This is a genomic window from Pseudomonas sp. PSE1(2024), assembly GCF_050990555.1.
In the GTDB taxonomy this organism is placed as follows: domain Bacteria; phylum Pseudomonadota; class Gammaproteobacteria; order Pseudomonadales; family Pseudomonadaceae; genus Aquipseudomonas; species Aquipseudomonas aphyarum.
In genome coordinates this window covers 580,038-592,369 of the sequence record NZ_CP158967.1, presented here as the reverse complement: position 1 = coordinate 592,369, position 12,332 = coordinate 580,038, and the positions used below count along the sequence as shown (strand labels likewise).

Sequence of the window (12,332 nt, the reverse complement as noted above, 5' to 3'; positions counted from 1 at the left end):
GCGGACACGACCTGAGTGGCGCCGTTACTCTATCTGCCCACGGAAGCCGATCGGCCCTTCGTTGGCGTAGGTATTGGTGCCGCTGAGGTTTTTCCCTCCGTCACTGGACGTGACGCTCAACGCGATAACGTTCTGGTTATCCCGCCCGCCGATCACCCACTTGCCACCTGGATGCCACGGGGCATCGTTGCCACCCCACTGGTTTTCGACGTTGTACTGGTTCTGGCCAGTGCGCTGAGCCTTGAAGCCAATAGGGCCTTCGCCGGCGTAGGTCATGGTGCCGGTGAAGCTTTTGCCACCGTCGCCGGACTTGATCTCGATCGCGACGACGTTCTGGTTGTCCCGCGCGCCCAGCACCCAGGTTCCACCCGGATGCCAAGGTGCCGAACTACCGCCCCATTGATTTGCCACTGCGTATTTAGACATGAACCTCATCTCCTTGAAGTTTTTCAGAGACCTGCCCGACGTTGCGGCAAGCCGTGCAACCGTGCGTTTCCGATCGCACGCCTGAGAGCCTAGTAGCGCCTGCCGAAATGGCACCAGGCCAGCAGACCAACGGTAAAAAAGCCTGACAATCGCCTGCGAAACAGAGCACAACTGCTAGAGTTTTTGGCATTGCCCTATTCGCCGCCGGAGCTTGTCACGGCATGAGTGAGCCACGATCCCAACCGAAACTGAGTGCCCCGACGCCCACGCAGTTGCGCCTGTCTTTCTGTGAAGCCACCCCGCGCGACCTCAAGCGCTGGATCGCCGGCCTGCCCAAGGCCAACATCGGCGAAACCGCGCGCCTGCTGTATCAAGGCCTCGGCGAACTCAATCAACTGCTGACCCCCAGCGACAATCGCCTGCATCTGCTGGAACTGTTACGCCCCGAGGTTTACTTCGTCTGCCAGCACCTGGAACGGCATTTTCTGCATCAGGCGATCATGCTCGATGAGCGCTCACGCAAGATCAGCAACCTGTGCCAGGCCCTGCAAAGTCAGCTGGCCATCGGTTACAAACAGATCATTGCGCGGATCGCGCCCAAGTATTCCCGGGATCGCGCAGCGCTTGTGAGCGAAGCGCTGCAACGGGCGACTCATGCGTTGAAAGGGCAACTGGTTCGCGCCACGCAGCTGTACAGCGCCGCACCGGAACAGCTGTGGTTCGAACTGCATCAATTGTTTCGCTGTGCCTGCGAGCTGCAACTGCAACATCGCCGGGTGCGCGACGACCTTGCCAGCCTGACCGGCGAGCTGAGTGTCGAACAGACCTACCTTGCGGCCCTGCTGCTGGGCAGCGCCCGTTGCAATCAGTTGCGCCAAAACCAGATCGCGCGTCTGGCCCAAGTAGTGGAACCATGGAGTGCGTGGCTGAAACTGCATCCCGCCCATCCGGGCGAAGGGTTGTTCGCGGTTTCGGCAGAGATCGACGCCGGCCCGCGCTACCGCTCCCAATTCCGTAGCGAGCAACAAGCCAGTCTGCTCGGTTTCGATCCGCAACCGCTGGTGAATGCCATCGAGGCCCACCTGCTGCATCAGGATGCGACCTCGCCGCTGCCCGTGCCGTCCGGCCTGACCCTCGACACCCTGCAACACCTGCACGCCACCTGGGGCGAAGCCGCCGAACGCAGCTTCAAGCGCACCGTCGGCCAGGGCAACCTGACCGTGTGTGTCGGCATGAGCGCCCTGCACTTCTACCTTGGCGGCGAGCGCACCTTCAGCGAACTGCTCAAGCACCCCGGGGCCCGTGCGGCGAATTTCAGCCGCGCGGTGGTTCAGGGCGAAAAGGACAGCTGGAGCCAGGCGTTCGATGCCGCACCACAGAGCACGTCCGATGAATTGTTGCCCTACGAGGAAATCCGCTACGAACCGCTGATCGACGATGAAGGCGACGCCGACAGTCAGCCGCATTACCCGACCTATGCCTTGCCGGTGATCAACCACAGCCCCGGCGGTTATTGCCTTGCTTGGCCAAAGGACGTACCGGCCGAATTGCAGGCTGGGGAAATGGTCGGGATTCAGGACAGCCTCAACCAGGGCTGGAGCATTGCCGTGGTGCGCTGGATCCGCCAGGTGCGCGGCGCCGGCACGCAAATGGGCATCGAACTGGTGGCGCCCCATGCCCGGCCGTGCGGGTTGCAACTGGTGCGTTCGCGGGATGATCACAGCCAGTATCTGCGCGGTTTGCTGTTGCCGGAGATCAGTGCGATCGATTTGCCGGCGACATTACTCGCGCCACGGCTGCCGTTTCAGGAAGGCAATAAAGTGCTGATCAACACCCAGGGCGAAGAGCACCGCGCCGGGCTGGATCGGCGGGTGGCCAGCACTCACAGTTTCAATCAGTTTGCCTATCGCTCGCTGGAGGCGGCCAGGAATGGCGGGAGCGAGGAGGATTTCGACTCGTTGTGGAAGTCCCTTTGAGTGGAGTCTGATAATCCGGGGCGCCCCCTTCGCGAGCAAGCCCGCTCCCACATTTGAAATGCATTCCAATGTGGGAGCGGGCTTGCTCGCGAAGGGGGCAGCTCAGGCGGCAGAGCTTTCAGAGCTGCCCGTCGCGATCCCGGAAGCCCAGCAGGTACAGCACGCCATCCAGACCGAGGGTCGAGATCGCCTGCTTCGCCGACTGCTTGACCAGCGGCTTGGCGCGGAACGCCACGCCCAGACCGGCAATCGCCAGCATCGGCAGGTCGTTGGCGCCGTCGCCCACGGCGATGGTCTGTTCCAGACGCAGACCTTCTTTTTCAGCCAGTTGCTTCAGCAGATCGGCCTTGCGCTGGGCATCGACGATCGGCTCGATCGCCACGCCGGTGCACTTGCCATCGACCACTTCCAGTTCGTTGGCGAACACGTAGTCGATGCCGAGTTTGGCCTGCAACTGTTTGGCGAAGTAGGTGAAGCCGCCCGACAGGATCGCGGTCTTGTAGCCCAGACGCTTGAGTTCGGCGAACAGGGTTTCGGCACCCTCGGTCAGACGCAGGGAGGCGCCGATCGAGTCGAGCACGCTGACATCCAGCCCCTTGAGCAGCGCCAGACGCTCTTTGAAGCTGGCGCGAAAATCCAGCTCGCCGGCCATTGCCCGCTCGGTGATTTCCGAAACCTGATCGCCGACGCCGGCGGCTTTCGCCAGCTCGTCGATGACTTCGGCTTCGATCAGGGTCGAGTCCATGTCGAACACCGCCAGACGACGGTTGCGACGGAACAGCGAATCTTCCTGGAAGGCGATGTCGACGTTCAGTTCCTGAGCCACGCTGAGGAACTCGGCGCGCAGCGCCTGCGGGTCGGCCGCTTCGCCACGCACGGAGAACTCGATGCAGCCCTTGCCCTTGTCAGCCGGGGTGTCCAGCGGCATGCGACCCGACAGACGGTCGATATGGTCGATGTTCAGGCCGTATTTGGCGGTGATCGAGCTCACGGCCTGCAACTGGCCGGCGGTGACCTTGCGGGTCAGCAGGGTAACGATGTGGCGTTTCTTGCCCTGATTGCCCACCCATTGCTGGTAATCCTCTTCGGACACCGGGGTGAAGCGCACCTGCTGGTCGAGCTCATAGCCCTTGAACAGGATGTCCTTGAGCACCGACTTGCCTTGCTCGGAGTCGGGGATTTCCACGAGGATGCCGAACGACAGCATGTCGTGGATCACCGCCTGACCGATGTCGAGGATATTCACACCACCCTGGGCCAGTACACCGGTAATGGCCGCCGTCAGACCCGGACGGTCGACTCCCGTGATGTTAATCAGGACGATTTCGCGCAACGCGCACCCCCGCAACTGGAAAAAAACCGCATTCTACCCACTTTCAGTGACCATCGGGCACCGCCAGCGCTTTGCCGGTCTAGGGCCTGTCGCTATACTGCGCGTCAACTTCACGGACAAAAGAGCCGAGCTCAGTGAACCGGCCCACGCCAGTTAAAACCGATAACTTCTTTCTGCTGATCTTCCGTGCACTGCGCCACCGCCGTGTACCGATTGCATTGCGCATTGCCAGCCATAACGTGATCCTGGTCGCCCTGGCCCTGGTGATCTATGCCTGCGTGATGGGCCTGCAATTCAAGCAGGCCATGCACGAGCAGGCCGATGCGCTGGGCGAAAGCCTGACCACGCAGACCGCCACCTCCGCCACCGAGCTGCTGGTGTCCAACGACATCCTCAGCCTCAACGTGCTGCTCAACAACCTGACCAAGAACAAGCTGGTGGCCCACGCCGCCATCTACAGCGTGGACAACCGCATCCTCGCCGAGTCCGGTCAGCGGCCCAAGCACGGCCTGCTCGGCGAAGCCGAGGGCATGTACGAGAGCAAGATCACCTTCCAGGACGTGACCGCCGGGCAACTGCGCATCAGCCTGGACATGGATCAGTTCCAGCAGCCGATGACCATCAGCCTGCAAAGCATGGGCATCCTGAGTGCGATCCTGCTGGCACTGTCCCTGGCCCTGAGCCTGCGTCTGGGCCGGCACATTTCCACGCCGCTGCTGCAATTGCGTGTGTGGCTGCGCCGGATCGACGAATACACGCCGGGGATCGAGCGTCAGGACGAGATCGGTGATCTTGCCCGCCAGTTGCACGCCAACTATGCCCCGGAGCCGGCTGAACCGGAGCCCGAGCCGGAACCCGAGTTCGAGGACGACGAGCCGGAATTCGAAGTGCGCAACCTGCGTGATCCGAGTTTCGACGAGAGCCGCCCGATGGCCGCGCAGAAGCCTGCGCCACGCCATGTGGTCAGCACCGTTGAAGACGACGATGACGAAGACCCGTTCGCCGATCTGCGTGACGAGTCGCTGGACGAAGCAGCGCAACCGGCAGTGCGCCGACCGACCCCAAGCGTGCCGCAACATACGGCGGTGCTGGCGGTGCAACTGGGTTCGCAGGAACAACTTCGCCGTTTGCCGCGCGCACGTCTGGAAGAGTTGCAGGATCGCTATCGCGACTGCCTGGAACAGGCCGCGTCGCTGTATCAGGGCGAAATCGAAACCCTGAACGACGGCAGTACGCTGATGCTGTTCCACACCGAAGACAGCGGCGACGATTACCTGACCAACGCCATCTGCTGCGGCGAGCTGCTGCGGGCGCTGGGCCACCAGTTGCAGATCGAAGTCGCCGACAGCGGCATCACCCTGCAATTGCAGCTGGGCCTGACCCTCGGCGATGAGCTGTTTGGTCTGAGCCAGATCGACTTGTTGCTGACCGACTCCGCCCAGGACGCCCTGGCCCTGTCGCAACACAGCCGCAACCTGCTGCTGGTGGAACGCAAGATCGGTGACGACGCGCTGATCCGCCAGCGTGCACGAATCCGGCCGATTGCCAGCCCTGAGGGGGCTTGCTGTGTGGAGCGGTTGATGGAGCCTTATCCGTCGATGCTTGAGCGGCAGCTGGCGCGGATGCATGAGCGCCGGGCTTAAGCCTTAGACCAGTTACAACGAAGCCCGCAGACGAGTGATTGCCTGCGGGCTTTTTTGTGCGTGGCGTTTTCGTGATTGCGCCTGGCCCTGAAGAGCCCCCTCACCCAAGCCCTCCCGAAACGTCGGACCGCCCGTAGGGAGAGGGAACCGATCCGGGAATATTGAAGAGCTGCAGCGACTTGAACGCCCAGCTTTGAATCCATAATCGCCAAGATTTTTCAGGTCGATGTATGACGCCAGACACCTCGGTCGGCTCCCTCTCCCTCCGGGAGAGGGCTGGGGTGAGGGAGCTTTTGATCTTCTACTCAGAACCCCAGACACAACAAAGCCCGCACAAGGCGGGCTCTGTTCTGACTCGTTCCAGCCTTAGAAGCGGAACACTTCCATATCCGTTCGAATCGGCGAAGCCATCGGGATCTTCGGCTGCTTCTCGGCTTCCGCCGCCGGTGCTGCCGGTTTCGGTGCCGGTTTGCGCGGCGCCTCGGCGACCGGTGGCTGATTGGCCAACGGCTTGAGCGCTACCGACAGCTGCTCCGCCAGACGCTGCAACAACACGCCTTGCGCCTGCACCTGCGCGGCGGTAGTGCCGGCATGCTGTTCCTGCAGATGGACGATGCGGTTGTCGCGCACCTGACCACGGCGGTCGATCAGACGCCATTGCGCGTCGAGGATCGCCGGTTGCGACTGACCCGAGTCCAGACGCGTAATGGTCAACAGCACCTGCACGTCCGGGGTGAAGCCCACAGTGGCCGGCGCCAGCACGACGCGCTGACTGTCCAGATGCCCGGCGACCTGACGCAACAGCAACTGATCGATGTCCGAAGACAGGCTGCCGGCCCAGCGGCCATCGACCGAGGCTTGCAGGCTGCCGTCCGGTTGACGCTGCAACAGGGTTTCACGTTGCAGGTAATCGGCAACGATCACAGGGCCCAGCAAAACTGCCATGCCTGAGCTTTGCGCAGGCTGAGCCGGACTTCCGCTGTCCAGCTGATACAGCGACACCGGCTGGTGAACGCTGCAACCCGCCAGGCCAAGAACGCCGGCGAGCAGGAAAATAAGGGGGCGCAGAGAAGTCATCATCCCGTCCAGGTGGCCGCCACAAGGCTGACCACAGTGAAAATACTCAATAAATATGAAGAACGCTCGGCCACGCCGGCGCTTGGAAAGGCCATATCATCCGTGAATATGCGTTCCGACTCCAGCGCCAAAGCGCCGATCTACGGGTTAAATCGTAGATCCGGCGCTCTAGGACGCTTAATTGAGGTTTTCGACGAGCAGCGCATCCACCCGCTGGAAGCCACGTGGCAGTTTGTTACCACGACGTCCACGTTCACCTTTGTAGTGTTCGAGGTCGTCGGCTTTCAGCGACAAGGTGCGTTTTCCGGCCTGCAGCACCAAAGTGGCGCCTTCCGGAAGAACGGCGATGTCCGTGACATATTCTTCGCGACTGGCCACACGCTCACCGGAAATACCGATGATCTTGTTGCCTTTGCCCTTCCCTAATTGTGGCAGATCGCTGATCTTGAAGATCAGCAGGCGACCCTCGGTCGTCACCGAGGCCAGCCAGTTGTGCTCGCGGTCGGCGACCGGACGCGGCGCGATCACCTTGGCGTTGTTCGGCAGGCTCAACAGGGCCTTGCCGGCCTTGTTCTTGGCTTGCAGGTCTTCGCCTTTCACCACAAAACCGTAGCCGGCATCGGAGGCGATCACGTACAGCGAGTCCTCTTCAGGCATCAGCACGCATTCGAACGTGGCGCCCGGCGGCGGCGTCAGGCGACCGGTCAACGGCTCGCCCTGGCCCCGTGCCGATGGCAGGGTGTGGGTGGCCAGCGAATAACTGCGACCCGTGGAGTCGATGACCACAGCGGACTGGTTCGAACGCCCCGCCGCCGAGGTCTTGAAGCCGTCGCCAGCCTTGTACGACAGGCCGGTCGCATCGATCTCGTGGCCCTTGGCCGAACGGATCCAGCCTTTTTCCGACAGCACAACAGTCACTTTCTCGTTCGGCAGCAGATCGTGCTCGGTCAGCGCCTTGGCTTCAGCGCGCTCGACGATTGGCGACCGACGGTCATCGCCGTAGGTTTCAGCATCTTTCAGCAGCTCGCTGCGAACCAGCTTCTTCAGCTTGGCTTCGCTGCTCAACAGGGCTTGCAGCTTGGCTTGTTCCTTGAGCAGTTCGTCCTGCTCGTCGCGCAGCTTCATCTCTTCCAGTCGCGCCAACTGACGCAGACGGGTGTCGAGGATGTAGTCAGCCTGGATTTCGCTGAGGTCAAAACGCTCGATCAGCCTGGCTTTCGGATGCTCCTCGGTACGGATGATGTGGATCACTTCATCCAGGTTGAGGTAAGCGATCAACAAACCGTCCAACAGGTGCAGGCGACGCTCGACCTTGTCGAGGCGGAATTGCAGGCGGCGACGTACAGTCAGCACGCGGAATTCCAGCCACTCCACCAGCAACGCACGGAGGTTTTTCAGCTGCGGCTTGCCGTCCAGACCGATGATGTTGACGTTGACCCGGTAGGTCGACTCCAGCTCGGTGCTGGCAAACAGGTGCTGCATCAGCGCTTCGTGGTCGACGCGGCTGTTGACCGGAATGATCACGATGCGGCACGGGTTTTCGTGGTCGGATTCGTCGCGAAGATCGGCGATCTGCGGCGCTTTCGACGGTTTGGCCTGCATCAGCGCGGCGATCTGCTCCAGCACCTTGGCCCCGGAGACCTGGTGCGGCAGCGCGGTGACGATGATGTCACCGTCCTCGACGTGGTACACGGCGCGCATGCGCACCGAGCCCTTGCCGGTTTCGTACATTTTCAGCAGGTCGGCGCGCGGGGTGATGATTTCCGCTTCGGTCGGGTAGTCCGGGCCCTGGATGTGTTCGCAGAGCTGTTCGACCGTGGCTTTCGGCTCGTCGAGCAGGCGCACGCACGCAGTGGCGACTTCGCGCAGGTTGTGCGGCGGCACGTCGGTGGCCATCCCCACGGCGATACCGGTGGTGCCGTTGAGCAGGATGTTCGGCAAACGTGCCGGCAACACCAGCGGTTCCTGCAAGGTGCCGTCGAAGTTCGGGCCCCAGTCTGCGGTGCCCTGGCCCAGTTCGCTGAGCAGGACTTCGGAGTAACGAGACAGCCGCGCTTCGGTGTAACGCATGGCAGCGAAGGACTTGGGATCGTCCGGCGCACCCCAGTTACCCTGGCCGTCCACCAGCGTGTAGCGATAGCTGAAAGGCTGGGCCATCAGCACCATCGCTTCGTAGCACGCAGAGTCGCCGTGGGGGTGGAACTTGCCGAGCACGTCGCCGACGGTACGCGCCGATTTCTTGTGCTTGGAATCGGCATCCAGCCCCAGCTCGCTCATGGCGTAGACGATACGCCGCTGTACCGGTTTCAGACCGTCGCCGATATGCGGCAGGGCACGGTCCATGATCACGTACATGGAGTAGTTGAGGTAGGCATTTTCGGTGAAGTCAGCCAGCGACCGGCGTTCTACGCCATCTAAGCTGTCTGCAAGGTTGTCGCTCATGCGGGCCTCATCGGTTCGTTGTCTGGCGCAGCAGCATGGTGCCGCCGCGCTGAGTAAATTCAAGTTTGTTCAGGGCGCTCATGCCGAGCAGCACCTGATCGCCATGCAGCCCCGGCGCCACCAGTGCGCGGACATCCCGCAGCACGATGTCGCCCAGTTGCAGGCGGTCGATACGGGTGCGATAGCCCTGGCTCAGGCCATTGGCCGTGCTCAGGGTCACACCGAAACCTTCTTCCAGCCTGAGGTTTTTCGCCACCTCGGCCGGAATTGCCACGTCGGTCGCGCCGGTGTCGAGCATGAACTCCACCGGCCGACCGTTGATCAGGCCACTGGCGACAAAATGTCCCTGGGCGTTGCCGATCAGTTTCACTTCGATAAAGCCGTTACCCTGTTGCGAAGCCACTTCCACATTGGGATTTCGCTGGCGTTCTTCCCACTGGCCGAAAAACCGCGTGGCCAGAAACAGCGCCGCGCACCACGCCAGAATCATCAGCACCCGACCGGTGCGTTTGCCCGGTGGTTGCTGGCTCATGGCTTGGCGCTCCAGCCACCCTCAGGCGCGGCGAAACGCCAGATGATCGGGCGAACCTCGCCATCGGCGCGCGGGCCAAAATTGTTGTCGACGCCGATCCATGCACCTTGAGCATCGACCACCAGTGCCTCTTCCAGCCCGAAGTTCTGCTCGTAACGACGATTGGCCTGCAACAGCTCGGCCGCATATGACCAGCAGAGCTCGACCTTGGCCGTCTGCGCATCGCGTCGACAGATCTGGTACGCGTTGCGCTCAAGGGTAAACAGCTTGCCGTTGAACAGGGAGATATCGGAAAAATCCCGATTGACCGGACGGGCTTTCGGGAACTGTGGCGGCTGCATTTCCATCCCGCCTTCGCTGAGCAGCACGCAGCGACCGTCACAATCCCACACTGTCTGCTGGCGCTTGATCAGCAACAAGCCACGGCTTTGCCGCTCGGCAGCCAGCCACATCTGATCGCCCGCCGGGTTGATCGCCAGGCCTTCGAATATCGCGTTGAATTGCAGCAGCATCCCGCTGGCCCGCGCCTCGCGAACCATCATCGGCGAGATTTTCAGCCACGACGACGGCCCCTGCGGCGGCACTTGCAGCACGGCCGCGTGAGCTTCGCTGACGATGTAGCGGTTGCCGGCGCTGTCGCAGCTGATGCCTTCGAAATCCAGATCGCCGCCCCGAATGAACGACGCCGCCCAGGTGCGCGAACTGATGCCCCACGGCAAGCCGCTGTCCGGCACTTTCGGCGGATCGATGCGCACGGCCGTGGCCTGCCAGACCCGGTCGCGGATATCGAGACGGTAGATCTGATCATCGTCGCGGTCCGAAACCGTCCACAGGTCATTGCCGCACAAGGCCAGCCCCGACAGGTTGCCGCCGCGCATGCCTTCGACCGGGTGTTCGGCGAGCACGCGCAGCTCTTGCACAGGCTCTGCCGACACCGTCATCGAACCCAGCAGCAACGCACCCGCCAAGGCCCAGCCAAACCGCATCAGGCCAGAACCTCGGCGAGGTTGCCCTTGGATTCAAGCCAGGTCTTGCGGTCGCCGGCGCGTTTCTTCGCCAGCAGCATGTCCATCATTTCCGAGGTCTCGGCGAAGTCGTCCCCGAGGGTCAACTGCACCAGACGGCGGGTGTTCGGGTCCATGGTGGTTTCACGCAGCTGCGGCGGGTTCATTTCACCCAGACCTTTGAATCGGGTGACCTGCGGCTTGCCGCGTTTCTTCTCGGCCACCAGACGGTCAAGGATCCCGTCGCGCTCGGCGTCGTCCAGGGCGTAGAAAATCTCTTTGCCCAGGTCGATGCGGTACAGCGGCGGCATCGCCACGTAGACGTGACCGGCATCCACCAGCGGGCGGAAATGCTGGACGAACAAGGCGCACAACAATGTTGCGATGTGCAGACCGTCGGAGTCGGCGTCGGCGAGGATGCAGATCTTGCCGTAGCGCAGCTGGCTCATGTCCTCGGCGCCCGGATCGACACCGATGGCCACGGCAATGTTGTGCACCTCCTGACTGGCCAGCACTTCGCTGCCGTCGACTTCCCAGGTGTTGAGGATCTTGCCGCGCAACGGCAGGATCGCCTGGAATTCCTTGTCCCGCGCCTGCTTGGCAGAACCGCCGGCGGAATCACCTTCCACCAGGAACAGCTCGGAACGCATCGGATCCTGCCCGGCGCAATCGGCCAGCTTGCCCGGCAATGCCGGCCCCTGGGTGATGCGTTTGCGCTCGACCTTTTTGCTCGCTTTCAGGCGACGGCCGGCGTTGCTGATTGCCAGTTCGGCCAGCGCCAGACCGGTTTCAGGATTGGCGTTGAGCCACAGGCTGAACGCGTCCTTGACCACACCGGAAACGAAAGCCGCTGCTTCACGAGACGACAGACGCTCCTTGGTCTGGCCGGAGAATTGCGGCTCCTGCATCTTCATCGACAGGACGAAAGCAATGCGCTCCCAAACGTCTTCCGGCGCCAGCTTCACGCCACGCGGCAGCAGACTGCGGAATTCGCAGAACTCGCGCATCGCATCGAGCAGGCCCTGACGCAGACCGTTGACGTGGGTGCCGCCCTGCTCCGTCGGGATCAGGTTGACGTAGCTTTCAGTGACCGAAGTGCCGCCCTCCGGCAGCCACAACAGGGCCCACTCGACCGCTTCCTTGGTGCCGGCCAGGTTGCCGCAGAACGGCGCGTCCGGCAGGCGCTCGAATTCGCTCACCGCGTCTACCAGGTAGGAGCGCAGGCCATCTTCGTAATGCCACTCGACCTTTTCGCCGGTGCCTTTGTCTTCGAAGCTGATCAACAGCCCCGGGCACAGAACGGCTTTGGCCTTGAGTACGTGCTTGAGGCGGCTGATGGAGAATTTCGGCGAATCGAAGTACTTCGGATCCGGCGCGAAATACACGCTGGTCCCGGTATTGCGCTTGCCGACGGTGCCGATCACTTGCAGATCGGTGGCCTTGAAGCCGTCGGCGAAGGTCATTTCGTATTCGTTGCCGTCACGTTTGACCCGCACCCGTACCTGGGTCGACAAGGCGTTGACCACCGAAATACCCACCCCGTGCAGACCGCCGGAGAACTGGTAGTTCTTGTTGGAAAACTTGCCGCCCGCATGGAGCTTGGTGAGGATCAGTTCGACGCCCGAAACGCCCTCTTCCGGGTGGATGTCGACCGGCATGCCACGGCCGTCGTCGCAGACTTCCAGCGAGTGATCGGCGTGGAGGATGACCTGGATCGATTTGGCGTGGCCGGCCAGGGCTTCGTCGACGCTGTTGTCGATGACTTCCTGGGCAAGGTGGTTCGGCCGACTGGTGTCGGTGTACATGCCGGGGCGTTTGCGCACCGGGTCGAGGCCCGAGAGGACTTCGATGGCGTCGGCGTTATAGGAGCTAGCGCTGGGAGTGGCCATAGGGTCTCGT

Annotated in this window: 9 protein-coding genes; 2 read left to right on the top strand and 7 right to left on the bottom strand. The window is 62.3% G+C overall.

Translation table 11 applies throughout. From position 1 onward, the window contains the following. Nucleotides 1-24: 24 nt before the first annotated feature. Nucleotides 25-426: a lectin OAA family protein gene (locus tag ABTV87_RS02575; protein ID WP_011332171.1), complete on the bottom strand. Its 402-nt coding sequence runs from the start codon at nucleotides 424-426 to the stop codon at nucleotides 25-27. 221 nt (nucleotides 427-647) lie between these two features. Here ABTV87_RS02575 and ABTV87_RS02570 point away from each other — a divergent pair, with 221 nt between their 5' ends. Then, nucleotides 648-2,402 carry a molecular chaperone gene (locus tag ABTV87_RS02570; RefSeq protein WP_433898938.1) on the top strand — a complete coding sequence of 585 codons (1,755 nt, stop codon included), beginning with the start codon at nucleotides 648-650 and terminating at the stop codon, nucleotides 2,400-2,402. Nucleotides 2,403-2,520: 118 nt separating this feature from the next. On the opposite strand, the gene serB is transcribed toward ABTV87_RS02570, so the two are convergent. Then, on the bottom strand, nucleotides 2,521-3,735 hold the full coding sequence (gene serB, locus ABTV87_RS02565) for a phosphoserine phosphatase SerB (RefSeq protein WP_007952163.1): 1,215 nt from the start codon (nucleotides 3,733-3,735) through the stop codon (nucleotides 2,521-2,523). 134 nt (nucleotides 3,736-3,869) lie between these two features. On the opposite strand from serB, the gene ABTV87_RS02560 reads away from it, so the two are divergent. Then, nucleotides 3,870-5,378, top strand: a complete 1,509-nt coding sequence (locus ABTV87_RS02560) for an AhpA/YtjB family protein (RefSeq protein WP_085608487.1) — start codon at nucleotides 3,870-3,872, stop codon at nucleotides 5,376-5,378. A 366-nt stretch (nucleotides 5,379-5,744) separates the two neighbouring features. Here ABTV87_RS02560 and ABTV87_RS02555 read toward each other — a convergent pair whose 3' ends face one another. The 5 genes from ABTV87_RS02555 to parE all read right to left on the bottom strand — a co-directional run bounded on the left by ABTV87_RS02555 (nucleotide 5,745) and on the right by parE (nucleotide 12,322). Beyond that, on the bottom strand, nucleotides 5,745-6,455 hold the full coding sequence (locus tag ABTV87_RS02555) for a PqiC family protein (protein ID WP_007952202.1): 711 nt from the start codon (nucleotides 6,453-6,455) through the stop codon (nucleotides 5,745-5,747). 177 nt (nucleotides 6,456-6,632) lie between these two features. Then, nucleotides 6,633-8,897: a DNA topoisomerase IV subunit A gene (parC, locus tag ABTV87_RS02550; protein ID WP_085608486.1), complete on the bottom strand. Its 2,265-nt coding sequence runs from the start codon at nucleotides 8,895-8,897 to the stop codon at nucleotides 6,633-6,635. A gap of 7 nt (nucleotides 8,898-8,904) precedes the next feature. Then, complete coding sequence (locus tag ABTV87_RS02545; RefSeq protein WP_085608485.1) at nucleotides 8,905-9,429, bottom strand: retropepsin-like aspartic protease family protein; 525 nt, start codon at nucleotides 9,427-9,429, stop codon at nucleotides 8,905-8,907. Next, nucleotides 9,426-10,415 (bottom strand): esterase-like activity of phytase family protein, encoded by a 990-nt coding sequence (locus ABTV87_RS02540; protein ID WP_085608484.1) that lies wholly within the window; start codon nucleotides 10,413-10,415, stop codon nucleotides 9,426-9,428. Before ABTV87_RS02540 ends, ABTV87_RS02545 begins: the two co-directional genes overlap by 4 nt. Next, nucleotides 10,415-12,322: a DNA topoisomerase IV subunit B gene (parE, locus tag ABTV87_RS02535; RefSeq protein ID WP_085608483.1), complete on the bottom strand. Its 1,908-nt coding sequence runs from the start codon at nucleotides 12,320-12,322 to the stop codon at nucleotides 10,415-10,417. The genes ABTV87_RS02540 and parE overlap by 1 nt, the downstream gene beginning before the upstream one ends. Between the last annotated feature and the right edge of the window lie 10 nt (nucleotides 12,323-12,332).